This window comes from Cobetia sp. D5 (assembly GCF_035666195.1).
Lineage (GTDB): Bacteria > Pseudomonadota > Gammaproteobacteria > Pseudomonadales > Halomonadaceae > Cobetia > Cobetia amphilecti.
On the sequence record NZ_CP142020.1, the window covers coordinates 904,410 to 927,720 of the forward strand.

Sequence of the window (23,311 nt, forward strand, 5' to 3'; positions counted from 1 at the left end):
TGTCGTCCTGTCTCACCCGACTTGATCCGCGAGACCGCATTGCACCTTTCTTCTGGAGTGGTTCCCATGGCGATTACTTCCCAGCAGGTCGTCAGCCTGCATTACACCCTGCGCACCGCTGATGGCACTGTGCTGGATAGCTCCCTTGAGCGTGAGCCGATGGATTACCTGCATGGCCACGACAATATTCTGGCAGCGCTCGAGAGCGCGCTTGAGGGCTGCGATGTCGGCGACCGCAAGGTCGTCAATCTGACGCCAGCCGAAGGCTTCGGTGAGCGGGATGAAGGCCTGGTGCAGTACTTCGGGCGTGATGCCTTCGGCCCGGGCGAGATCAACGCCGGCATGCGCTTTCAGGCCCGCACCCCGGAAGGCCAGCGGTCGGTCACGGTGCTGGAAGTCGGCGAGCAGCAGGTCAAGGTCGACGCCAATCATCCGCTGGCAGGTCAGGCGCTGAGTTGGGAGGTCGAGGTGCTGGAAGTGCGCGATGCCACGCGTGCCGAACTCTCGGCCGGTCATCCGCTCGGTCTCGATGTCAGCCATACCGAGATCGAAGACAAGAAGGTGCCTCGCTGAAGTAGGCATTGCGGGAGGGTGCGACGCTCAAGCTCCTCGTTGTGGTCCCTCTTCAACAACAGACAGCCCCGCTGCCGGAATCCTCGGCAGCGGGGCTGTCTGTTGTTGGGGCCTATAGCGATGGAGAAAATTGATATGGATCAGTCGTCTGCGCGCCAGCCGCACGGATCGAGCCGTGAAGCCTTCAGGACTTGATGCAGATCAGATTCGCGCGGGGCATGGCGGGGTAGAGTGTCCTTGCCGAGGCCGCAGCAGGCCGACACAGGCGGAAGAGCTATCGATGTCGGAGCTATTGATATCAGAGCTATCGATGTCAGAAGCACAGGTGTCAGCTGCCGACAGAGGCTGGCATTCAGGGAGCCCCTTGGGGAAGGGGCAGGCCAGGATGGCCGCTGTCAGAATCGGGCTATTTGCAGGTGCCGATTCGCCGTCAGGGGAGGGGGAAACCCCGCTAGCCGACCTTCGGGTCGGCTTTTTTGGTTGTGGGGGCCAGAGAGAATGGCTAGCACCGCGTTTGCATGACGCTGGCTTGTCTGCGGGCTGCTTGAAAGCTGTTGCCAGTTCTTGCCAGTTCTTGCCAGTTCTCTGGGAGGAAGAGAGTCGCTGGACAGGCAGCCCCGCAACTGACACGAGGTTGCCTGCCCGGCGTGACGGCTCAACTATTGTTGCTGGCAGTCTTGAGGCTCTCGACTTCCTTGTGGGAGTCGACGGCCTTCCCGGTGGCGGTCTTGTCGATGCTCTGACTTTTCTTGACAGCCTGACTTTTCTTGACAGTCTGGTTCTTCTGGATAGCCCCGTCTTGCTTGACCGACGGGCTCTTCGTGTTGATGGCCGAGGTCTTCTTGCTTGGCTTGCCCGGCTCGCCCAGCGTCAATGTCGTGTTCATTCGCTTGAGCGTATTGGGGCCGATTCCCTTGATTTCCGTCAACTGTGCCACGTCGGTGAAGGGCCCGTTCGCCTTGCGCCATTCGATGATGGCCTGGGCCTTCTTGCCACCGATGCCCTTGAGCTCGGTCAGTTGTGCGGCAGTGGCGATGTTGATGTTCATGTCTGCGGCCTGGCTGGTCGGTGACAGTACCAGCAGGCTGGTCACGAGAAGTGTTCCTAGCAGGGTTTTCATGGTCGCTTCCTATGCTCACATCAGGGCGGTCGATTGGAAGTGCGCGGGGCGACCACCCGAGGCCCTGCGCGAGAAATACTCTGGCTCAGGTATTAGATTTGTAGTCATTTAGATTTAAACGATTTCTCATCCTTGCGCGGCTTTCTGCGCTCAACGCAAGAAAGCACTACGAGCGTTAGCCTGCTGATTCGATTCGTCTTTCCCTGGGCATACAACGACAGAGCCGAGCGCTATAATGTTGCCCCGAGCCCATGACCTCCTGTCATTGCGCCTGCCACATCGCCTGGAGCCCGGATGCCTGCCACGACTTCCCCCCTGATCATCGCCCTCGACTACCCGGACATGAGTGCTGCGCTTGCCATGGCAGACCAGCTGGATCCTGCGCGCTGTCGCGTCAAGGTGGGCAAGGAGCTGTTCACGCGTGTGGGTCCCGAGATTCTCAAGGCATTGCATCAACGCGGCTTCGAGGTCTTTCTCGATCTCAAATTCCATGACATCCCCAACACCACCGCCCAGGCCGTGCTGGCGGCAGCGGAGCACGGCGTGTGGATGACCAATGTCCACGCCTCCGGTGGTGCGCGCATGATGCAGGCCGCCGCAGAAGCCCTTTCGACTCGCGGCCTCGATACCCAGCTGATCGCCGTGACGGTGCTGACCAGCATGGAACAGGCCGATCTGGCCGGTATCGGATTGGATGTCACGCCGCTTGTGCAGGTCGAGCGGCTGGCGGCCCTCGCCCAGCAGAGCGGCATGCACGGTGTGGTGTGCTCAGCACGTGAGACCCCGAGCCTCAAGGCGCTGTGTGGCCCTGAGTTCCTGAAGGTGACGCCGGGTATTCGCCCGAGCTTCGCGCAGGCCGGTGATCAGCGGCGCACCATGACGCCCGGTGAAGCCATGGCGGCCGGTAGCACCCATCTGGTGATCGGGCGTCCTGTCACCCAGGCGGAGGATCCGCTGGCGGCGCTGGCGCTGATCGAGCAGGAGCTGGGCGCCTGATCGGCTGAGTGTCTGCCTCATGGGCAAAAAAAGACGCCAGTCGCAGACTCTGCGACTGGCGTCTTTTTCATGGCAGTGATCAGCAGCAGTGATCACTGCTGCTGATCACTCGTTCACGCTTTGCGCGACTGCCTCAATCGGCAGACTCGATATGCCAGCTGACCTGAACGCTGCTCTCGAGGCTCAGCTCGCCGGGGCGGTATTCGCTGCCGCTGCTCTTGGCCTCTGCCATGTCGGCACGCATTGCCATCATCTGCGGGCGCGGGCTGTGTGAGGACTCATTGATCGACTGCACGCTGCCCAGGGTCGCGCCGAGGGTCTCGGCCATCAGCTGGGCCTTGTGGCGTGCCTTGGTCAAGGCTTCCTTCAATACCTTGTCTTCCAGGGCGTCCCGTTCACTGATCTGATACTGCACACCGGCCAGTTGATTGACGCCAGCGCCCAGCAGCAGGTCGATGACTTCCGGTACCTTGTCCAGGTCATCGAGAGAGAGGCTGATCGGGCGTTCGAGGTGTGTACGGCGCCATTGCTGGGGCTGCTGCTGACCATTGTTGCGCTCGTAGTACTGTTCAGGGCGCAGGTTGAGGCTGCCGGCGCTGATCTGACGGCTGTCGATGCCCGCTTTCTCCAGTGCCTGAATCAGTGTCGTCATGCGTGATTCCAGTGACTCGCGTGCCTTGCGGGCTGCCTGACCCTCGGCCTTGCTGTCGGGAGCCTTGTCATCCACCTTGCGCGCGGGCGTCTTCTCCCACAGGCGTGCCTGGATGGTTGCCTTGTCGGGCGCCGCCTCCAGGCTGGCACTGGCGCTGACATGCACCAGTGCCGGTGCGGGCGTCTGGTCGGCGCGGGCCATGTGCGTGGCGCCGGCGGTGCAGAGCGCCAGGCCGCATAGCATGGCGGTACGACGCAGGCGCTGGGCGAGGGGGGCGGGGCCTCTGGTGGCGTGGTTCATCAGCATGGGAATTCCCTTGTATAAAGTGGCAACATTGTTGCCTGGCGCTTGGTGAGGGGCATGAATGCGGGTGCGATAGGCCTGAAAGTATCAGCAATGAGGGCGATGCGTGAAGGTACACGAGAGACTGCGCTCTATACGTGGCGCTGCACTGGTAGTGTCGGTGCTCGTCATGTCATCACTGATGGCGCTGCCTGCCTTGGCCGCAGAGCGTGAGGTGATCGATGATGCAGGCGACGTCGTGGCACTGTCACAGCCGGCGCAGCGGGTGGTCACGCTGGCCCCGCACGCGGCCGAGCTGGTAGCGGCGGCGGGAGGCTTGCCGGCCTTGATCGGCGTGAGCCAGGGCAGTGATTTCCCCCCTGCGGTCAGCGAGCTGCCGCGCCTGGCCAGCTATCACGGCCCCAACCTGGAGGCACTGCTCAGTGCACGGCCTGACCTGATCGTGGCATGGGGCAGTGGGCTTTCCGATGAGATGCATGCGCGTCTGACAACGTTGGGGATGCCCGTCTTCGTCAGCGAGCCCGCCACACTCGATGATGTGCTGTCCAATATCGCCCGGCTTGGCACCTTGTTGGGTACCCGCGACATCGCGGATACGCGTGTGGCGACGCTCGCCGCGCGAATCGAGCAGCTGGAGCGCGCGCGAGACAGCGACCCCTTGCCGGTCTTCTTCCAGCTGGGGGAGAGCCCGATGACGACGCTGGGCGGCAATCATCTGGTCAATGAGCTGATTCGGCGCTGCGGCGGTGAGCCGCTGCTGACGGGCTCGCCCGCCGTGGTACCGCAGATCAACCGGGAAGCCTTGTGGCTGGCCAGGCCGCACCTGATTCTGCATCCGGTCGCGACGGGGCCGGCGCGCGAGGAGTGGGTTGCCGCCTGGCGTGCAGATGAGGGGCCACTTTCCGAGGTGGCACTGGCGGGTCTGACTCCTGACCTGATCAGCCGTCCCGGCCCGCGCAGTGTCGAGGCGATGGCAGAGGTCTGCGCTGCCATCGCGAAGGTGCAGGCGCCGGACTGAGGGCGTCAGAGTAGGCGCGTCGAACTGAGGGCGGCGGAGTCAGGGCGGCTTCGAGCAGCACGCTCAGAAATCGATGCCGCGCCGCGCCTTGAGGCCATGATTGAAGCCGTGGCGAATCTCGGTCATCTCGGTGACGGTATCGGCACAGGCGACGATTTCACGATTGGCATTGCGCCCGGTGATGATGACGGTCTGCTCCGCAGGACGATTCTCGAGTGCCGTCATCACTTCCTCCAGCGGCAGATAGCCGAACTTGACCATGTAGGTCAGCTCGTCGAGCACCACCAGATAGACGCTGTCATCTCGCATCAGGCGCTGCGCTTGCTGCCAAACGGCCTGACAGGCGGCGGTATCGGCCTCACGATTCTGGGTATCCCAGGTGAAGCCTGTGGTCATGGCATGCACTTCGAGATTGGCATCCTCGGCGAGCCGTTCGCGCTCGCCGCATTCCCACAGCCCCTTGATGAACTGGATAACACCGACCTTGTAGCCATAGCCCAGCGCGCGGGTGATGGTGCCCCAGGCGGCGGTCGTCTTGCCCTTGCCATTGCCGGTGAACACCAGCAGCTGGCCGCGTTCCTCATTGGCCTGCGCCACCTTGTCATCGACATGCGACTTGAGCTTTTCCATCGCGGCCTTGTGGCGGGTATTGCGGTCCGTCATGCGTATGCTCCGTAGTCAAAGGCACAGCACCGACCCGGGGGGCGGTGCTGTGATCGGTGCTGTGGTATGTGTGGCTGGTTGTCGCCCGAGGCTCTTCAAAAGAGACACCCCGGGAAAGCCGATCAGAAGAAGAAGGTGACGCCGCCTTCCACATAACGGCCCTGGGTGTTGTAGCCATTGACCAGCTGGTATTCGCGATTGAAGACGTTATCCAGCTTGGCGCTCAGCTTGACGTTCGGCATCACCTGCCAGCTGGTGCGCAGATCGACCACGCCATAGCCGGCAGTGCGCGTGTCGGTGTAGGTATCTGCGTCAGTATCGCTGCGGCTGGCGCTGCCACGCAGCGTGGCACCGAAGCTCCAGTCGTCGAGTGCGTAATCGGCGTCCAGACGCGCAAAGCGCTGAGCGCGGCGCTTCAATTGCTCACCGGTATCGCGGTCCTCCGGGTCCTGCCAGGTCATGGCAAGGTTCACGCTCAGGGCCTCGCCTTGCCAGCCACTGCTCAGCTCGACGCCACGGATGCGTGAGCGATCGATATTGATCGGTAAGAAGTCGGCTCCTTCGTAGCTGATCAGATTGTCGATATCGGTCTGGAAGGCATTCAGGCCCAGATGCCAGTGATGTTGCTGCAGGCGCCAGAACAGTTCGGCCGTGGTGGAGGTCTCGGCATCGAGGTCCGGATTGCCGGAGCCGTAGGGGCTGTAGAGGTCGATCAGGTTCGGTGCCTTGAATGCGCTGGAATAGCTGGCACCGAGCTGTTGCGCGGCCGCCAGATCATAGGCGTAGCTGGAGCCGCCCGTCATCTGGTGGCCATAACGATTGTCGTCGTCGTAACGCAGGCTGGTCGTGACGTGGTGACGCTGTTGCTGAAGATGCCAGCTGCCGTAGACGCCGGTGGCATAGCGGCTATCGACGCTGTAGCCCTCGGCGGTGAAGTAGGGGCCATCGGCATCCAGGCTTTCCTCGCGATGGTCCACCCCCAGGCTGAGCGTGCCGAGGTCGGTGTAGAAGTCGTGGCGCAGGCCGACCTCGTTGCGAGTACTGGCGACACGCCCGGCATCGCTACCGGCTTCGGTGTTCTCGTACTCATCCCGCGTGCGCGCCACGCTGACCGTCATGTCCCAGTTCGGGTTCAGGTGCGTCAGCAGGCTGGCATCCAATACCATCTGGCTGCCTTCGCCGTGGCAGTCTTCCGAGGCACTGAAGCTGCTGTCGTAGCAGTCGTCATAGTCGTAATCGGTCTCGGTGTTGGCGACGCCGAGGCTGAGCGTGGCCTGCTGACCGAAGTCGTGGCCAAGGCGTAGTTCGGCGCCCGTGGCCTCGTAGCCATCATCTTCACTGCCGGTATCGCGGGCCGAGAAGCCATCGCTCTCATCATGATGGAGATTGGCCGAGAGGCGCGTGTCGTCTTCCACCGAGCTGAACTGGGCGTTCTGGCGGAAGGTGCCATCGCTGCCGGCACGCAGGGTAACTTCTGCATGCTGACCGACTTCGCTGCCGCCACGCGTGATCAGGTTGATCACACCGCCGATGGCATCGGCGCCGTAGACGCTGGCACGCGGGCCACGCACGATCTCGACACGCTCGACGGCGGCGAGTGGCAGGAATTCGAAATGCGCCAGGCCATCGGCACTGTTGGCGACACGCTGGCCATTGACCAGAATCAAGGTGTGGTCGGACTCGGTACCGCGCATGAAGAGGCTGGTCTGGCTGCCCATGGGGCCGCTGCGGGCGACCTCGATACCATTGCGTGATTGCAGCAGATCGACCAGCGAATTGGCCTGCAGGCGATCGATCTCGTCACGCGTGATGACGTCGGTGCTGGCCAGCACGTCATTCTGCAGCTGCGGAATGCGATTGGCGGTGACCTGGACGGTGTCCAGGTCCTCGGATGAATCGGTGGTCAGCGCATCAGCAGCGACGGCGGGCGGGGTCAGCAGCAGGCTACCGACGAGGGTGAAGCTGGCCTGCGCAGATGCGCGACCACGAGTGTTGTTGTGTTTCATGAATGATCCTCAAGCGTCAGACGCAATGAGGAGGACAGCGTGACAGGGTGCGCGAGCACACGTCCCCCGCACGCGCCCTGATCAAGCAGGCCCGTCGCGGGAGACTTGCCACTGGTGAGGCCCTCCGCATCAACCAGTGTGGAAGCGAGGGCCGGTCTCCGGACTGACGCCTGGTGGACTCCAATGGCAGGAGTCTCACCCCCTCATGCGCCTTCCCACCTCCTTCCCTTGGGGGAGGCCCGAATGACAGGTCCTCCCGGAGGCAGTGGCTGGCCGTGTCGATCTTGTCGATCGTGGTCGACCTGCATGAGCGTTGCGATCACCGTTGCGGGGGCAGTACGGGGTTTTCACCCGTTTCCCGAACACCCTGGCTTCAACGTGAACCATTGTCTGGGGCGGGGGTGAGGGAGTCAATCGGCAAACCGGCGTTGCGCAGGCTGCCACCCAGGGCCGCTCAGGTGCGGTCATTCAGGGGGAGAAGTCAGAGGGCAAGTCTTCGGTTGTGCCAGATACGACAACGCCCGCACGGGGCGGGCGTTGTCGAGATGACGGTCTGGCCAGATGGCGGTGTCTGCTCCATGGAAGCTCGTGCTACAGAAGCCAGCTCTCTGGAGACTGGCTCACAAGCGAGCGTCTCTAGAGAGACAGGAACAGACCGGCGAGACTCGCTGACATCAGGTTGGAGAGGGTGCCGGCGAGAATCGCCTTCATGCCCATCTGCGCGATATCACCGCGACGGTTCGGTGCCATCAGCCCCAGGCCCCCCATCAGGATGGCGACGGAAGACAGGTTGGCGAAGCCGCACAGTGCGAAGATGATGATGGCTTCAGAGTGCTCGGACAGCTTGATCTGGTGGCTGGCGAGATCGGCGAAGGCGACGAACTCGTTGAGCACCAGCTTCTGACCGATGAAGCTACCCGCCTGGATGGCTTCGTGCCACGGCACGCCGATGACCCAGGCCACCGGGGCGAAGGCATAGCCCAGCAGCAGTTGCAGCGTGATGTCTTCATAGCCGAACAGGCCGCTGACCCAGCCGACGATGATGTTGCCCAGCGCGATCAATGCGATGAAGGCCAGCAGCATGCCGCCGACATTGATCGCCAGCTGCACGCCAGAGGCCGCGCCGGAGGCGGCGGCATCGATGACGTTGGTCGGGCGATCGATGTCCTTGCCCAGCGCTTCTTCGACGCTCTGGGTCTTGGTCTCGGTCTCAGGGATCAGCATCTTGGCCATCAGCAGGCCACCCGGCGCCGCCATGAAGGAGGCTGCCAGCAGGTACTTGAGGTCGATGCCCAGCGAGGCATAGCCCACCAGTACGGAACCGGCCACCGAGGCCAGGCCACCGGTCATCACGGCGAACAGCTCCGAGCGGGTCATGCCGGCAATGAACGGGCGCACGACCAGCGGGGCTTCGGTCTGGCCGACGAAGATGTTGGCGGCCGCGGACAGGGACTCCGGACGGCTGGTGCCGAGCACCTTCGACAGGCCGCCGCCGAGCACGCTGATCACGACGTTCATCACGCGCAGGTGATAGAGCACCGCGATCAGTGAGGAGAAGAACACGATGATCGGCAGTACGCGCAGCGCGAACACGAAGCCGCCGCCGCCGAAGACTTCGAACATCTTGTCGCTGACCAGGCCGCCGAACAGGAAGTCCATGCCGACGTTGGCACTGGACATTACGGCCTGTACACCTTCGCTGAGCCCAAGCAGCATGCTCTTGCCGGCAGGCACGTAGAGCACGAAGATGCCCAGCATCGCCTGGATGGCAAAGGCACCCAGTACGGTGCGCAGGCTGATGGCGCGTCGGTTTTCAGAGAGAAGGAAGGCAATCCCCAGCAGGGCGAAGACGCCCACCAGGCCCATGACGATCTGCATCAAGCAGCTCCTGAATGCGTAGGTGTTACGTTGAGGACAAGGCAATAGCGCTGGCCACAGGACGTATGGCCAAAACTGGCGCGTACTCTACCAGTATTTTTGCCCTCTGTCGGAGTCTGCCACTAACGTTTGACGGATTTTTTGTGAATCGCGCGAGGCGTGCCTGCGTCAACACGCACGAGGCCCGCCATGGGCGAGCCGCGTGGTTTCTGTCTTGCTGTACCGTCGTGATGTTCCGACGTGATGCTGAGTCTGCCCGCTGTCAGGTGCCGGCCCCCGGCAATCGACTGGCCGGCAGGGGGCCTGTCCCCGAGCCCGGCGGCGTCTGTGAGGGCTTGCCGCCCGCGCCCTTGTCGGCCTGGGGAGCTTCGGCCTTGTCGGTCCTGGGCTGGGAAGACTTGTTCAGCTCCGGCGAGTCGGCATGGATCAGGCTGATCAACGTCTCGCCGGCCTTGGGCTCCAGCGCCACGGCCGTGTTGGCGATCCGGATGCGACCCTGACTGCTGATGCAGAACAGCGGCAGCAGGCGCTCTTCGTGAATCCTGCGGTAATCCTCGAGGCTGAAGCTCTCGGTGATGCGCGCACGCCGGAACTGCGCGCCCTGAGAGAGCAGGCTCGCCAGCTTGGCATAGGTGATCTTGCCATCGAACAGCAGCGGCAGATGCCCCAGCGCCTGGTCCTGCTGGCGCTTGGCATTCTTGCCGTTGTCCTCGGCGAGCCGGAAGACACGCCCGTGACCCAGGATGTGCTCGAAGTGCAGCGCGGCCAGACTATTGAGTTCGCGATAGGGCGACAGCGGCATCAGGTGGCCGATGCCGGTCAGCTCGAGATGCTGGGCGGCATGTTCAGACAGCGGATTGCCGTAGTAGACCGGCAGGCCCGCCATGCGCGCTTCCTGCACGGCGTCCCAGTTGGTGTCGGTCAGGCGCACCGAGAAGCCGGCGTCGACCAGTTCGCGGGCGACCTGGCGCGACACCGAGTTGGCGCCCAGGATCAGGAACCCCGAGGGCGGCGGTTCGCCGACGCCCAGCACCTTGACGATGGGACGCGACAGCAGGCTCTGGACTACCACGGTGCCGATGATGACCAGGAAGGTCATCGGCACCAGCATCTCGGCGCCCTCGATGCCCTGGGACTCGAGCTTGAGGGCGAACAGCGAGGCGACCGCTGCCGCGACGATGCCGCGCGGCGAGAGCCAGGCCAGCAGGGCCTTCTCGCGCAGCGTCAGCCCGCTGCCCAGGGTACACAGCCAGACCGTCAGGGGGCGTGCGACCCACATCAGCACCGCCAGGAAGATCCACGCCGGCCACGACAGCAGGGACAGCTGCTCGACGGTCAGGCGCCCCGCCAGCAGCAGGAACAGTCCCGAGATCAGCAGAACCGTCAGGGTCTCCTTGAACTCGATGATCTGCTGGGTCGGCACGCCGCGCATGTTGGCCAGCCACACGCCCATCACGGTGACGGTCAGCAGGCCGGATTCATGGAACAGGGTGTTGGAGATGGCGAACAGCCCCAGCATCACCATCAGGGTGCCGAAGTTGTGCAGCTTCTGCGGCAGCCAGAAATGACGCAGCACCAGCCCCCAGCACCAGCCACCCAGAGCCCCCATGCCGAGCCCGAGGCCCACCGTCTGGGCGAACAGCAACAGGGTATGCGAGGCCGCATTGCCGGTCATGCCGAGCGCGACGTACTCATAGACCAGTACCGCCAGCAGCGCGCCGACCGGGTCGATCATGATGCCTTCCCAGCGCAGGATCTGGGTCAGGTTGCCGCGCGCGCGCAGCGTCTGCAGCAATGGCATGACCACCGTCGGACCTGTCACCACCAGCAGGGCGCCGAGCACGGCGGCCATCTCCCAGCGCATGTCGAGCAGATAGTGGGCGGCCACGGTGCCGATCACGCCGGTGATCACCACGCCGGTGGTGACCAGCCGCCTGACGATATGGCCATGGCCGCGCAGGTCCTTGAAGTCCAGCGTCAGGCTGCCCTCGAACAGGATGACCGCCACCGCCAGCGACACCAGCGGGAACAGGAGATCGCCGAGCAGCTCATCCGGCTTCAGCCAGCCCGTGACGGGGCCGGCGAGGATGCCGACGATCAACAGCGGCAGGATGGCGGGCAGACGCATGCGCCAGGCCAGCCACTGGCAGCCGAGGGCCATCAGACCGATCAGGGTCAGGGCCAGAGCAGGTTCGGTCATCGGGTGTCTTCCTTGGAGTCAGCGAAAATGAGCGGTGCCACTGTTGCGGTCACCGCTCATCGTTTCGTTGTATCTCAGCCGTCTGTCAGTGGCCCTTGCCCCTGCTGGTCTGCAATGTCTTGAAGCAGGGGGGGCAGGCGTCACTCAGGTGCCGCGCGGCAGGCCGAAAGGGCGCAGCCTAGCGATTGATTCCGTGGTATGCAACGTCGCGTTGCCTTATCGCGCTCTCCTCATTTCCTTTCTCTGTCGTGCCCACGTGATGGCGTCGGGCAGACGCCATCACTCATTGGGCGCGACGCAGCAGCGGCAGCAATGCCTGCAGCGGATGCGGCAATTGGCTGCCGGAGAAACGCTTGCTCTGACTGCGGCACGAATAGCCACTGGCGACCAGCTTGCCCTGATTGGCGTCGTCTTCGACCACGGCCTTCCACGACAGGTCATAGATGGCACGCGAGGTCTCGAGATTGCGCGCTTCGTGGCCGTAGGTACCGGACATGCCGCAGCAGCCGGTGGCGATGGTCTCGAGCTTGAGGCCGAAGGCGGAGTAGACCTGCTGCCAGGCCTTGGCCGAGCCCGGGGCATTGGTGCTCTCGGTGCAGTGGCTCAGAAGCTTCATGCCCGGGTCCATCTTGCCCAGCACCGTCTTGGTGACGCCGACCGGCAGCAGCTTGCGCAGGCTGATCAGCCATTCCTGCAGCAGCAGGACATCGGGGACCGCGTCCGGGCCGAGGGTCTTCACGTACTCCTGACGATAGGTCAGGGTCATCGCCGGGTCGATGCCGACCAGCGGCACGCCGAAGTCGGCGATCGCCTTGAGGCGCTCGGCCTGGGCACGCGCGGTACGCTGGAAGGCACCGGTGAAGCCCTGCACCTGCAGCGGCTTGCCATTGGGGGCAAAGGGCGCGACGAAGACATGGATATCGAGTCGCGACAGCAGCTCGATGATGTCGATCACCAGCTGAGCCTCGAAGTGGCTGGTAAAGGCGTCCTGCACCAGGATCACGCTTCTGGCCTTCTGGGATTCGGTCAGACGGCCCAGCTGGGTCGGCGTCGCCTCGGACACGCCCCAGCTCTTGAGCTGTCTGCGCAGGCTGGCGCGTGACAGGCGCGGCGCATCGACCATGCCGATCGGGCCTTCCAGCAGACGACTGACCAGCTTGTTGGTCAATAGGCCGTTATAGAGCGGCGTGAAGCGCTCGGCCCACGGCAGCACGAATTCGAGGCTGCCGATCAGGTAATCGCGCAGCGGACGCTGATAACGATGGTGATAGACCTCAAGGAAGCGGCTGCGGAAATCGGGCACATTGACCTTGATCGGGCACTGGCCCGCGCAGGACTTGCACGCCAGGCAGCCGGACATGGCGTCGTAGACCTGCTGGTCGAAGTCGGCGTCAGACTGACCCTCAGTCTGTGCGGTGCCGGCACGCCGCGCCTTGAGCGAGGCGCTGATGCGCGCCGGCAGACGCGCCAGCCACATGCCGGTGCCCTTGAGGCCCGGGGTACGCGCGGCCTGGGCCTCGGCGATCACGTCGCGTCCGGCGTTGCCTTCCAGGCGCAGCCACTCACGCATCAGGCTGGCACGCCCCTTGGGCGAGTGGATGCGCTGGCGAGTCGCCTTCCACGACGGACACATGGCGTCGTTGGGGTCGTAGTTGTAGCAGGCGCCATTGCCGTTGCAGTAGACGGCGCTGGCGTATTCCTGCCACACGCGCTCATCGATCTGACGGTCGAGATCGCCGCGCATGGTCACGTCATCGATACGCATCAAGCGGGGGTCGAAGGCCTCGACGGCGCTGTCAGCGTGATCACGCTTGCCGCTCTCGCTGCCCTCTTCGCTGCCCCCTTCGCTGGCGCCAGCGTCACTCGCGCCTGCATCCTCGACCAGCGCCACTGATAGGCGCGGGGAGGCGATCTTGCCCGGATTGAGCTGGTTGTGCGGGTCAAAGGCTGCCTTCACGTCCTGCAGCGCGCCGTAGAGACTGCCGAAGAAGCGAGGGGAGTACTCGGAGCGCACGCCCTTGCCGTGCTCGCCCCAAAGCAGGCCACCGTACTTGTGGGTGAGGGCGGCGACCTCATCGGAGATCTCGCGGATCATCGCCTGCTGTGCGGGGTCCTTCATGTCCAGCGCCGGGCGCACGTGCAGCACGCCGGCATCGACATGACCGAACATGCCATAGCGCAGGCCACGGGCATCCAGCGCGGCGCGGAATTCGGCGATGTAATCGGCCAGATGCTCCGGCGGAACGGCGGTGTCCTCGACGAAGGGTAGCGGGCGGGCTTCGCCATCGACATTGCCCAGCAGGCCCACCGAGCGCTTGCGCATGCCATAGACACGACCGATCTGCGCGCGACCGCGGGCTTCGGTGAAGCCGAGACGCTCGACGCTGGTATCGCTGGCCAGGTGCTCGCTGAAGGCGCGGACCTTGGCATCCAGCACCTCTTCGCTGTCGGCATTGAATTCGATCAGGTTGATGCCGCCGATGGCCGGGGTGCCTTCGGCGCTGGCCGGAAAGAATTCCTCGACGCTGTCCCACACGAAGTCCTGCATGGCGAGGTTGAGCACGGTGTCATCCACCGTCTCGATGGAGGTCGGGCGATTGCCCTCGACCGCCATCAACGCCTTGGCGTCGCGCAATGCGTCCATGAAGCTTGCGTAGCGCAGGTTGATCAGCGTCGAGCAGGGCGCGATGGGCAGCGCATTCAGCTCGGCCTCGACCACGAAGCCCAGAGTGCCCTCGGCGCCGCACAGCAGGCTGTTGAGGTTGAAACGCCCATCGGCCTCGCGCAGGTGGGCGAGGTCGTAGCCGGTCAGGCAGCGGTTGAGCGGCGGGAAGATATCGGCGATTTCCTCGGCGCGCTCATCGGCGATCGCGCGTGCGGTGCGGTAGACCTCACCGACGCGATCCTCACGTGCGCACAGTGTCTCGAGCTCGGCATCATCGATGGCATGGCTCGACAGTCGTGTCCCGTCGAGCAGAACGCTGTCGAGCGCCAGCACGTGGTCACGCGTCTTGCCGTATTCGCAGCTGCCCTGACCGGAGGCATCGGTATTGATCATGCCGCCAATGGTGGCGCGGTTGGAGGTCGAGAGCTCCGGGGCGAAGAACAGCCCATGCGGCTTGAGCGCGGCATTCAGCTGGTCCTTCACCACGCCGGCCTCGACGCGCACGCGGCGGTTCTCGACATCGATCTCGAGAATGCGGTTCATGTGCCGCGAGACATCCACCAGCACGCCGTCATTGAGTGACTGGCCATTGGTGCCGGTACCGCCGCCGCGTGGCGCCAGGGTGACGCCCGAAAAGCGTGGCTCGTGGGAGAGGCGCGCGATGCGCTGGACATCCTCGGCATGGCGCGGGTAGACCACGGCCTGAGGCAGCACCTGATAGAGCGAGTTGTCGGTCGACAACACGGTGCGGTTGGCATAGTCCGGACTGATGTCACCGGCAAAGCCTGCATCTCGCAGGGCGGCCAGGAAGTCCAGATAGAGGGAATCGACGGGGGCGGGCATATCCAGCAGGCGTTCGGTCATGATCTCGCTCGGGCAGTGAGTCGCGTCAGGCAGGCATCCAGGGCCAATGGGCCTAAGCTTACCTGAGCTGGGCGTGTGGCCCCAGCCCAGCGCGGCATTGCGTCACTCGCGAGACGGGAATTCAGGTGAAAGGAGTGAGGAATGACTACGCTGTGAGGAGTCATCAAAGCAAGGTGTGTGCGCCTGAATGCAAGCAACAAGGGGGATGATGTGCACATGCTGCGAGCGATTGTCAGGCGTCAGTCGCCGCTTCAGTGGTACCGTCAGCCATCGCAAGGCAGGCCGTCATGGCGTGCCCCCTCCGTTTCTTCCCTTGAAGCTGTCTTCCCTCTTCCGCTGAGTCATCAGGAGTTAGCTCATGGCATCGTCCACCTATTCCTCGACCTCCACCTGTCATCGCGAGTCTCGCCAGCCGCCCACGCGATTGGGAGTGCTGGGGGTGGGGGAGTTGGCGGAGTCATTGCTGGTCGCGTTGGCGCGCGGTTGTCAGCGCGAAGGCCGCTCGCGGCATGATCTGGAATTCCACCTCTCGCCGCGCAACGACGTGCGCAGTCACCGTCTGGGCTGGCGTTTCGGTGCCATCCGCCACGCAAGCAACGTCGCGGTGTGTGAATCGAGCCTGTGCATGCTGGTCGGGGTGCGGCCAGAGCAGCTCGAGGCGCTGGCAAGTGAGCTGCGTGAAAGCCATGCACTGAGCAAGGATCATCACCTGATGGTGCTGGCGGCCGGTGTGCCACTGCAGCAGCTGCAGCGCTGGTTCGCGCCGGCGCGAGTGGTGCGGGTGATGACGGGGCTGGCAGTCTGTGAGGGGCAGAGCGCCCTCATGCTCTATCCGGAAGACCCGCTGACGCGCGACCTGCTCGGGCCGGCGGTCCGGCAGATCATCGCCTTCGATGATGAAGCGGCCTTCGAGGCCAGCATGCTGGCGGTCTGCGTGAATGCCTGGCAGATGGCGCAACAGCAGGCGTTGCTCGACTGGTTCCAGACGGTGCCCGGCATGAGCGGCCCCCAGGCGCGCCTGTTGCTGATGGCGCAGTTGCGTGATGCGCTGGCCTTGATGGAAGCCCACCCCGATACCCCGCCCGGCGAGCTTGCCTCGCGTATCGGCACCCCCGGCACCTGGACGGCACGCGGTCTGGAGCAGCTGGGGGGCAAGGAAGGCGCGCATCGCCAATGGCAGCATGTGCTGGAGCAACTGCGCGCGGAGATCGAGCAGGGCAGTGCGTCACCCGGCAGTGAATGAGACGCTCTGCCGCCTGATGTCTTCCGCTCTCAGCCACCCTCAGACACCCGCGATGCCCATTGGTCAGGAGGCGCATCGCGGGTGTCGTGCTTTGTTCAACCTGCCTTTCGTGAGTCGTGGATTCCCCGTGGCTGGCGATTTTCCTACAATGGGGCGCTAGGCGGCACCCTCGGGTGCCAGAGTGGCTGGCGGCCGATCCATGGCGTTGCCCAGCACTCACTCGCATTGAATCGAGCACGGGGCATACAAGGCACATGGGAACCTGGTTGGCAGTAGCAGCGGGCGGCGCCATCGGGGCGCTGGGACGGTATCTTGTCAGTGGCTGGATCGTCGGCGCCGCCGGGCGTGGTTTCCCGTGGGGGACCCTCGGCGTCAATCTGATCGGCAGCTGCCTGATGGGGTTCCTGTTCATCTGGGTGACCCAGGAGCTCAAGCTGGCCCCCGTCTGGCAGGCGATCATGGTGGCCGGCTTCACCGGGGCCTTCACCACCTTCTCCACCTTTGCCCTCGAGGCGCTCAACCTGATGATGAGCGGACGCATGTTGGCGGGGCTGGTCTATGTCGCCGTCAGTGTGGTGGCGTGTCTGGGCATGGTCGCGCTGGGCATGAAGATCGCACGCGTCCTGCTGTGATTCTCGCGCCCGGGCGCGCCATCCTGTCGCCTGGGCGGCTGCGAAGCAGGGCATGGCTGAGGTAGACTAGTGCGCATAACCTTTCCGCGCCGCGATGCGGCTTGAGTGATCCGACGAGAGAGCCTTCCCACATGCTGGACCCGAAACTTCTGCGCGCTGATCTTGAAGCGACTGCCGAGCGCCTCGCACGTCGTGGCTATCAGCTGGATACCGAAGCCTTTGCCGCGCTGGAGGCGCGCCGCCGTGACCTGCAGGTCGAGACGGAATCCCTGCAGAACGAGCGCAACACCCGCTCCAAGTCCATCGGTAATGCCAAGGCACGCGGCGAAGACATCGCGCCGCTGCTGGCAGAAGTCAGTGATCTGGGCGAGCGTCTCGACGCCGCCAAGTCCGAACTCAATGAGCTGCAGGCCAAGGCCGACGCCATGGCGGCCAGCCTGCCGAACCTGCCGGACGCCGAAGTGCCGGAAGGCGCTGACGAAAGCGACAACGTCGAGCTGCACCGCTGGGGCACGCCGCGTGAATTCGATTTCGACGTGCGCGACCACGTCGACCTCGGTGAGCTCAAGGGCCAGCTGGACTTCGAGCTGGCGGTCAAGATCACCGGTTCACGCTTCGCCGTGATGCATGGCTCCATCGCGCGTCTGCACCGTGCGCTGGTGCAGTTCATGCTCGACAAGCAGACGCTGGAGCATGGCTACGAAGAATATTACGTGCCCTATATCGTCAACCGCGACTCCCTGATGGGCACCAGCCAGCTGCCCAAGTTCGAGGAAGACCTGTTCAAGCTCAACGACGATCGTGATTTCTTCCTGATCCCGACCGCCGAAGTGCCGCTGACCAACATGGTGCGCGACGAGATCATCGACGCCGGCAGTCTGCCGCTCAAGTTCACCGCCCATACCCCGTGTTTCCGCAGTGAAGCCGGTGCCTATGGCCGTGATACCCGCGGCATGATTCGCCAGCACCAGTTCGACAAGGTCGAGATGGTACAGGTCGTCGCGGCGGAGAAGAGCGACGAAGCCCTCGAAGAGATGCGCGGCCACGCCGAAGCCATTCTGCAGGCGCTGGAACTGCCGTACCGTGCCGTGACCCTGTGCACTGGCGACATGGGCTTTGCCGCCGCCAAGACCTATGACCTGGAAGTCTGGCTGCCGAGCCAGGCGACCTACCGCGAGATCTCCTCCATCTCCAACTGCCGTGACTTCCAGGCACGCCGCATGCAGGCGCGTGTGCGTGTTGAAGGTCAGAAGAAGCCGCAGCTGGTGCATACCCTGAATGGGTCCGGTCTGGCAGTGGGTCGCTGCCTGGTCGCCGTGCTGGAAAACCATCAGAACGCCGATGGCTCCATCACTGTGCCGCAGGCGCTGCGTGGCTACATGGGTGGAGTGGAAACCATCAACGTCTGAGGTGCGTGAATCGCCGTAGTGGATTCGCGTAGTCAAGGCCCCCGCTTTCCCATGGAAGCGGGGGCCTTCGTTTATCGCGGAGACAGAGGCCTCGCCCGATCGCACCACTCGTTATTCCCTCTGCGCGACTACAACGTAGCATCAGGGTTGTTATTCTTATTGGTTATTTTAGAGAGTGGTTCTTATGCTCTAAAATGCGACCCATCGAAGGCTGCTCCCCAGCCTCGCCGCGTTTGTGGATGTGCCCCATGGAATTTCTCAATCTCTCCTGTGACCCCTCACGTCTCCAGCTGTGCCTGATCGGTGGCGGCCAGGAGGCTGTCGCGCTGGCCGAGCGTTTCGCCGGCCTCGGTGCAGACCTGTGTGTCTACGGCGATGCCCGCATGCCGATGCTGGAGGCCCTGTGTGGTCGTGAAGGTTGGGAGGTTGCCGATACCCTGTTGCCCGTGCCGGCCCCCGGCCAGCTATGGCTGGTCGCCACCGGCAGCGAAGGGCGCGATCGCGGCATCCTGCGTCATGCGCGCGAGCAGCACGTGATGGTGTTCGCGCCGAGCCACCCCCGGGACTCCAGCGTTCGCCTGCCGCCGCGCCTGGTGGCCGGCGAGGCGGTATTGCCCGTGAAGGAGGAGGACCGCTTCACGGGCACGCATGGCCAGGTGGCGTTGGTCAGCGCGGGGCCGGGCGATCCGGAGCTGCTGACGCTCAAGGCGCTGCGCCATCTGCAGCAGGCCGATGTCATCATTCATGATCGCCTGGTCAGTCACGAGATTCTGGCGCTGGCCAATCCGGAGGCACGTCGCCTGTACGTCGGCAAGGCGCGCAGCGATCACAGCGTGCCCCAGGAAGGCATCAATCAGGCGCTGGTGGATTACGCCCGCGCCGGGCATCGCGTGGTGCGCTTGAAGGGCGGTGACGCCTTCATCTTCGGGCGCGGCGGGGAAGAGCTCGAGACCCTGGCCGGTGCCGGCATCAGCTTCGAGGTCGTGCCGGGCATCACGGCGGCTTCCGGTTGCGCGGCTTACGCGGGTATCCCGCTGACCCATCGCGACCACGCCCAGTCGGTACGCTTCGTCACCGGCCACTTGAAGGATGGCAGCTGTGACCTGGATTGGGAGGCGTTGGCGCGTCCGGCCCAGACGCTGGTCTTCTACATGGGGCTCGGCAGCCTGGGGCTGATCTGCGAGCAGTTGATCGCCAATGGTCTGGCGGCGACCACACCGATCGCGCTGGTCGAGCAGGGCACCACCGCGCGTCAGCGTGTGCATGTGGCAACGCTGGCGGACATGCCGGCGCAGATCGCCGGTCAGGGCCTCAAGCCGCCGACGCTGATCATCGTCGGGGATGTGGTCAAGCTGCACGATTCACTCAAGTGGTTCTCGCCGAATGCCAACAGCAGTCTGGGGTGGGAAGATGGCAAGCACCCGACGCCGCTGGCCAATGTGGTATCGGTCTAGAGCGACCGTAACGAAAGCGCTGAAAGCAGCGACATGAGCAGTGACAAGACGCCGCCTCGGTAACCCCGGGGCGGCGTCTTGCGTTGTGTCGCTGGGCACGGAAGGGCTAGTGGTCGTTGGCCTGATCACCGTGCTGGCGCATGGCCGGGCGGCTCTTGGGCCAAGGTCGAGATGACGTGGCATCTGATTGCGCCTATTGTTTCAAGCAATCGTTTGAATTCTGCTGAGCGAAGCCCGTCGTTCATCACGGGGTGAGAGGCAAATCTTTCGCGAAAGCCCTTAGCACATGAGTCAGTGAGGACAGTGATATGGCCAAGTATCAGGCGCCACTCAAGGATGCACGCTTCATTCTCGATGAGGTGTTCGCCGCCGAGCAGGAATGGGCGGGCATGGCAGCCACCGAAGAGGTGAATGTCGAGCTGGCCGAGGCGATTCTCGAGGAAGGTGCGCGCGTGACCCAGGCCGAGCTGCTGCCGCTCAACCTGAGCGGTGACGCAGAGGGCGCACGTTTCGAGAATGGCCACGTCACGACGCCCAAGGGCTTCAAGGAGGCCTATCGGGTGCTTGCCGAAGGCGGCTGGATGGGGCTGGGTGGCAATCCTGAATATGGTGGTCAGGGCATGCCCAAGATGCTCACCGTGGCCTTTGAAGAGATGCTCTACGCCACCAATACCAGCTTCGCGCTCTATCCGGCGCTGAACGCCGGCGCCTGTCTGGCGGTGGACAGCCACGCGCCGGAGTCCGTCAAGCAGGTGTTTCTGCCGCGCATGTATGCCGGCGACTGGCTGGGCACCATGTGTCTGACCGAGCCGCATTGCGGCACGGACCTCGGCCTGATTCGCACCCGTGCCGAACCCCTCGAGGGCGATGACCCGCTGCTGGGGCTGCCGCGCTATCGCCTCACCGGCACCAAGATCTGGATCACCGGCGGCGAACACGACATGGTCGACAATATCGTGCATCTGGTGCTTGCCAAGCTGCCGGATGCGCCGCCGGGCACGCGCGGCATCTCACTGTTTCTGGTCTCCAAGCATTTGCTTGATGCCGACGGCCAGCCGACGACACCGAATGCGGTCAGCTGTGGCTCCATCGAACACAAGATGGGCATCAAGGGCAGCGCGACCTGCGTGATGAACTTCGACGGTGCCGAAGGCGTGCTGATCGGCGAGCCGCATCAGGGGCTGGCGGCGATGTTCACCATGATGAACTACGAGCGTCTCTCCATCGGTCTGCAGGGGCTGGGGTTGGGCGAGGTGGCCTATCAGAGCGCGATGGACTTCGCCGCCGAGCGTCTGCAGAGCCGGGCACCGACAGGCGCCAAGGCGCCCGACAAGCCGGCCGACCCGATTCTGGTGCATCCCGACGTGCGCCGCATGGCGCTTGAGGTGCGCGTCTGGAACGAGACCGGACGCGCCTTTGCCGTCTTCGTGGGCCAGCAGCTGGACCGCGTCAAATATCACGCCGATGAGGCGGTGAAGGCCGACGCGGATGCGCTGGTACAATTCATGACGCCGATCGCCAAGGCACTGCTGACCGACCGTGGCTTCGATGCCACCGTCATGGCGCAGCAGCTCTATGGTGGCAATGGCTACTGCGTGGAGTGGGGCGCCGAGCAGTATGTGCGCGATGCACGCATCGCGATGATCTACGAAGGCACCAACGGCATTCAGGCGATGGATCTGGTCGGGCGCAAGCTCTACCGCAACCGTGGCGCCCATGTGGCGAGCTTTGCCGCCCTGGTGCGAGCCGAGCTTGATCATCAGGCCGACGACGCCCAGACCCGCACGTTCGCCGAGGCCTGCAAGACGGAGCTTGCGCGCCTGGAGCGAGTGTCGGAGCGGTTGCTGGCCCGCGCCGATGACAACCCGGAAGAGCTGGGCGCGGCGGCCTGTGACTACCTCAATCTGGCAGGGCTGTGTGTCTACAGCTATCTGTGGCTGCGCATGGCGCGTGCGGCGGCGCGTGGACTGGCGCAAGCAGGTGCCAGTGGTGAGGGCTTCTATCGCCGCAAGCTGGCGCTCGGGGAGTACTTCGTGGCACGCGTGCTGCCGCGCGCCGTTGCTCTGGAAGCCCAGATCAATGCTGGCGCAGCGCCATTGATGGCCTTCAGTCTCGAGGATTTCGCGCCGGAGCAATGACGCAAGCCACAAGTCACAAGTCACCGTGACCGTCAGTAGCGTCCAATGAAAAGCCCAGCGACCGTGTCAGGTCGCTGGGCTTTTTTGTGTTGTCGGAATCTCTGTCCTTCGGGCCGTGTCGGCAAGCTTGCATGCCCACTGGCCGCTCATGACCGCTCGGTCGGCTCATCCTGCTTCAGCAACCAGTCACGCATGGCGGGGAACAGCTCGACCAGCACGAACAGCGGGCCGATCAGCAGCTGACGCAGATCATCGAGGAAGGCCGGCTTGCGGCCCTCGATACGATGGCCGACGACCTGACCGATCCAGGCGACCACGAAGGCTGCCAGCATCATCGGTGTCACCGGCCAGTTGAGCCCGAGCATCACGAACATCAGCGCCAGGCTTGCCAGGGCCCAGACGGCCATCACGCCAAGTACCCTGAGGGAGAAGCGCGCATAGACGGCCAGGACCGCCAGGGTGACCACGCCCCCGGGCAGCATCCACACACCCAGCCCCGGTTCACTCGATAGCCCCTGCCCCCCGAGCAGTCTCCACAGCAGGATCAAGCTGGCAGTGAAGATGACAGGCACGCAGACAAGATGCATGTGGATGTTCTCACGATGCTGATGACTGGCCGCGTAGTGCTCGAGTGCTTCATGCAGGCGCCGGTGAGCGGCTGTCTTGACATGAGGGTGCGATAATATACCCATGAGGCATTCTCCAGACAGACATTGAAAATGCCCGCATGCGCAGGTGCGCAGCGGGATCGATGGCGTGTTATGTCAAGGAGCAATGGCGTGAGCCAGCAGGGTCCGGCAACCCTGCTGGCTCCTGTCAGCGTAGCGTATTGCCACGCGGACAGCCTGTGTCAGCACAGGGCTGACTGTCGAACCCGGCACTTTTCAGGCGTGAATCAAGTGGCCCTGGCTCTTCAGAGGTGAAACTGACCGCAGGCTTCCGGCTGATGCAGGATGGCTTCCAGGCGGATGACGTCACTCTGGCCATCTTCCCGGGGCAGCGTGATCTGCTCGCCGACCGCCATTCCCAGCAGCGCGATGCCCAGTGGCGACATGATGCACAGCGCCAGTGAGGTCTCTTGCTCTTCGGGTTGCGGCAGGTGGCTACGCAGCGACATGCATTCGCCATCCTCCGGGGTAGGGTAGTGCAATGTCAGCTCGCTATCGCCGGAGCGCGACCCCTTGAGGCGCAGGCGGCTGCGCATGCTGACGCGGTCTTCGGGGAAGTCATCGGGGGGCACGATCTCTGCCTGGATCAGGCGGCTTTCGAGGCGAAGGGACAGCTCATCATCGTGTTGCTGAGCGTCGATCAGGCGCTGGAGGCGGTCAGCATCCAGGCGGTTGATGATCAGTCGTTGCCGAGTCATCGTGGGGTTCCTTGTTATCGAGTCACTGCGCGGTATCATGCGCAGCAAGACGGCGCCAATCCTGGCTTGGTCAATACGGAGAGACGGACAGGGAATCCATCGGCCGTGATTGTCCATGGATTGTCCGCTAA

At 63.9% G+C, this 23,311-nt stretch carries 17 protein-coding genes and 1 riboswitch; of the genes, 8 read left to right on the forward strand and 9 right to left on the reverse strand.

Annotated elements, in window-relative coordinates:
* Window positions 1-66: 66 nt before the first annotated feature.
* Window positions 67-573, forward strand: a complete 507-nt coding sequence (locus U0O11_RS03840; protein WP_324691752.1) for an FKBP-type peptidyl-prolyl cis-trans isomerase — start codon at window positions 67-69, stop codon at window positions 571-573.
* A gap of 655 nt (window positions 574-1,228) precedes the next feature.
* Here U0O11_RS03840 and U0O11_RS17610 read toward each other — a convergent pair.
* Window positions 1,229-1,693, reverse strand: a complete 465-nt coding sequence (locus U0O11_RS17610; protein WP_442872637.1) for a ComEA family DNA-binding protein — start codon at window positions 1,691-1,693, stop codon at window positions 1,229-1,231.
* A 294-nt stretch (window positions 1,694-1,987) separates the two neighbouring features.
* Between U0O11_RS17610 and pyrF the strand changes: the two genes are divergently transcribed.
* On the forward strand, window positions 1,988-2,689 hold the full coding sequence (gene pyrF, locus U0O11_RS03850) for an orotidine-5'-phosphate decarboxylase (protein WP_324691754.1): 702 nt from the start codon (window positions 1,988-1,990) through the stop codon (window positions 2,687-2,689).
* A 133-nt stretch (window positions 2,690-2,822) separates the two neighbouring features.
* Here pyrF and U0O11_RS03855 read toward each other — a convergent pair whose 3' ends face one another.
* Window positions 2,823-3,647 carry an SIMPL domain-containing protein gene (locus U0O11_RS03855; RefSeq protein ID WP_324691755.1) on the reverse strand — a complete coding sequence of 275 codons (825 nt, stop codon included), beginning with the start codon at window positions 3,645-3,647 and terminating at the stop codon, window positions 2,823-2,825.
* Window positions 3,648-3,813: 166 nt separating this feature from the next.
* On the opposite strand from U0O11_RS03855, the gene U0O11_RS03860 reads away from it, so the two are divergent.
* Window positions 3,814-4,662 (forward strand): helical backbone metal receptor, encoded by an 849-nt coding sequence (locus U0O11_RS03860; RefSeq protein ID WP_324691757.1) that lies wholly within the window; start codon window positions 3,814-3,816, stop codon window positions 4,660-4,662.
* Window positions 4,663-4,725: 63 nt separating this feature from the next.
* Here the strand turns inward: U0O11_RS03860 and cobO are convergent, their stop codons facing one another.
* The 5 genes from cobO to U0O11_RS03885 all read right to left on the reverse strand — a co-directional run bounded on the left by cobO (window position 4,726) and on the right by U0O11_RS03885 (window position 14,938).
* Window positions 4,726-5,325 (reverse strand): cob(I)yrinic acid a,c-diamide adenosyltransferase, encoded by a 600-nt coding sequence (gene cobO / locus U0O11_RS03865; protein ID WP_153635209.1) that lies wholly within the window; start codon window positions 5,323-5,325, stop codon window positions 4,726-4,728.
* Window positions 5,326-5,447: 122 nt separating this feature from the next.
* Window positions 5,448-7,331, reverse strand: a complete 1,884-nt coding sequence (locus tag U0O11_RS03870) for a TonB-dependent receptor domain-containing protein (protein ID WP_324691760.1) — start codon at window positions 7,329-7,331, stop codon at window positions 5,448-5,450.
* A gap of 132 nt (window positions 7,332-7,463) precedes the next feature.
* A riboswitch (cobalamin riboswitch) is annotated at window positions 7,464-7,716 on the reverse strand.
* 251 nt (window positions 7,717-7,967) lie between these two features.
* Entirely contained in the window at window positions 7,968-9,209 is a 1,242-nt protein-coding gene (locus tag U0O11_RS03875; RefSeq protein ID WP_043332439.1) for a NupC/NupG family nucleoside CNT transporter, read from the reverse strand.
* Window positions 9,210-9,471: 262 nt separating this feature from the next.
* Window positions 9,472-11,409, reverse strand: a complete 1,938-nt coding sequence (locus U0O11_RS03880; protein ID WP_324691762.1) for a cation:proton antiporter — start codon at window positions 11,407-11,409, stop codon at window positions 9,472-9,474.
* A 283-nt stretch (window positions 11,410-11,692) separates the two neighbouring features.
* Window positions 11,693-14,938: an FAD-binding and (Fe-S)-binding domain-containing protein gene (locus tag U0O11_RS03885; protein WP_324691764.1), complete on the reverse strand. Its 3,246-nt coding sequence runs from the start codon at window positions 14,936-14,938 to the stop codon at window positions 11,693-11,695.
* Window positions 14,939-15,296: 358 nt separating this feature from the next.
* Between U0O11_RS03885 and U0O11_RS03890 the strand changes: the two genes are divergently transcribed.
* The 5 genes from U0O11_RS03890 (at window position 15,297) to U0O11_RS03910 (ending at window position 21,814) form a co-directional block, all read left to right on the forward strand.
* The gene (locus U0O11_RS03890) at window positions 15,297-16,181 is read left to right on the forward strand and encodes a hypothetical protein (RefSeq protein ID WP_324691766.1); all 885 of its coding nucleotides are present in this window, start codon (window positions 15,297-15,299) and stop codon (window positions 16,179-16,181) included.
* Between the two features lie 254 nt (window positions 16,182-16,435).
* A complete protein-coding gene (gene crcB, locus U0O11_RS03895; RefSeq protein ID WP_054555054.1) occupies window positions 16,436-16,813 on the forward strand; it encodes a fluoride efflux transporter CrcB in 378 nt (125 codons plus the stop codon).
* A 131-nt stretch (window positions 16,814-16,944) separates the two neighbouring features.
* Entirely contained in the window at window positions 16,945-18,222 is a 1,278-nt protein-coding gene (serS, locus tag U0O11_RS03900; protein WP_043332430.1) for a serine--tRNA ligase, read from the forward strand.
* 248 nt (window positions 18,223-18,470) lie between these two features.
* Window positions 18,471-19,676 carry a uroporphyrinogen-III C-methyltransferase gene (gene cobA, locus U0O11_RS03905; RefSeq protein WP_324691769.1) on the forward strand — a complete coding sequence of 402 codons (1,206 nt, stop codon included), beginning with the start codon at window positions 18,471-18,473 and terminating at the stop codon, window positions 19,674-19,676.
* Window positions 19,677-19,984: 308 nt separating this feature from the next.
* Window positions 19,985-21,814 carry an acyl-CoA dehydrogenase C-terminal domain-containing protein gene (locus U0O11_RS03910; RefSeq protein ID WP_324691771.1) on the forward strand — a complete coding sequence of 610 codons (1,830 nt, stop codon included), beginning with the start codon at window positions 19,985-19,987 and terminating at the stop codon, window positions 21,812-21,814.
* 146 nt (window positions 21,815-21,960) lie between these two features.
* Here the strand turns inward: U0O11_RS03910 and U0O11_RS03915 are convergent, their stop codons facing one another.
* Both U0O11_RS03915 and U0O11_RS03920 read right to left on the reverse strand, forming a co-directional pair.
* Window positions 21,961-22,506, reverse strand: coding sequence for an Mpo1 family 2-hydroxy fatty acid dioxygenase (locus tag U0O11_RS03915; protein WP_324691772.1), 546 nt, complete (start codon window positions 22,504-22,506; stop codon window positions 21,961-21,963).
* A gap of 221 nt (window positions 22,507-22,727) precedes the next feature.
* Window positions 22,728-23,180 (reverse strand): nucleoside diphosphate kinase regulator, encoded by a 453-nt coding sequence (locus U0O11_RS03920; protein WP_153635215.1) that lies wholly within the window; start codon window positions 23,178-23,180, stop codon window positions 22,728-22,730.
* Window positions 23,181-23,311 lie beyond the last annotated feature (131 nt).

What these genes read in the sequence shown, in the direction of transcription:
- U0O11_RS17610 (WP_442872637.1), bottom strand. Translation starts at nt 1,693, where the DNA reads ATGAAAACCCTGCTAGGAACACTTCTCGTGACCAGCCTGCTGGTACTG.
- U0O11_RS03885 (WP_324691764.1), bottom strand. Translation starts at nt 14,938, where the DNA reads ATGACCGAACGCCTGCTGGATATGCCCGCCCCCGTCGATTCCCTCTAT.
- pyrF (WP_324691754.1), top strand. Translation starts at nt 1,988, where the DNA reads ATGCCTGCCACGACTTCCCCCCTGATCATCGCCCTCGACTACCCGGAC.
- cobA (WP_324691769.1), top strand. Translation starts at nt 18,471, where the DNA reads ATGGAATTTCTCAATCTCTCCTGTGACCCCTCACGTCTCCAGCTGTGC.
- serS (WP_043332430.1), top strand. Translation starts at nt 16,945, where the DNA reads ATGCTGGACCCGAAACTTCTGCGCGCTGATCTTGAAGCGACTGCCGAG.
- U0O11_RS03860 (WP_324691757.1), top strand. Translation starts at nt 3,814, where the DNA reads ATGTCATCACTGATGGCGCTGCCTGCCTTGGCCGCAGAGCGTGAGGTG.
- U0O11_RS03915 (WP_324691772.1), bottom strand. Translation starts at nt 22,506, where the DNA reads ATGGGTATATTATCGCACCCTCATGTCAAGACAGCCGCTCACCGGCGC.
- U0O11_RS03875 (WP_043332439.1), bottom strand. Translation starts at nt 9,209, where the DNA reads ATGCAGATCGTCATGGGCCTGGTGGGCGTCTTCGCCCTGCTGGGGATT.
- U0O11_RS03870 (WP_324691760.1), bottom strand. Translation starts at nt 7,331, where the DNA reads ATGAAACACAACAACACTCGTGGTCGCGCATCTGCGCAGGCCAGCTTC.
- U0O11_RS03840 (WP_324691752.1), top strand. Translation starts at nt 67, where the DNA reads ATGGCGATTACTTCCCAGCAGGTCGTCAGCCTGCATTACACCCTGCGC.
- U0O11_RS03920 (WP_153635215.1), bottom strand. Translation starts at nt 23,180, where the DNA reads ATGACTCGGCAACGACTGATCATCAACCGCCTGGATGCTGACCGCCTC.
- cobO (WP_153635209.1), bottom strand. Translation starts at nt 5,325, where the DNA reads ATGACGGACCGCAATACCCGCCACAAGGCCGCGATGGAAAAGCTCAAG.
- U0O11_RS03910 (WP_324691771.1), top strand. Translation starts at nt 19,985, where the DNA reads ATGGCCAAGTATCAGGCGCCACTCAAGGATGCACGCTTCATTCTCGAT.
- U0O11_RS03855 (WP_324691755.1), bottom strand. Translation starts at nt 3,647, where the DNA reads ATGCTGATGAACCACGCCACCAGAGGCCCCGCCCCCCTCGCCCAGCGC.
- crcB (WP_054555054.1), top strand. Translation starts at nt 16,436, where the DNA reads ATGGGAACCTGGTTGGCAGTAGCAGCGGGCGGCGCCATCGGGGCGCTG.
- U0O11_RS03890 (WP_324691766.1), top strand. Translation starts at nt 15,297, where the DNA reads ATGGCATCGTCCACCTATTCCTCGACCTCCACCTGTCATCGCGAGTCT.
- U0O11_RS03880 (WP_324691762.1), bottom strand. Translation starts at nt 11,409, where the DNA reads ATGACCGAACCTGCTCTGGCCCTGACCCTGATCGGTCTGATGGCCCTC.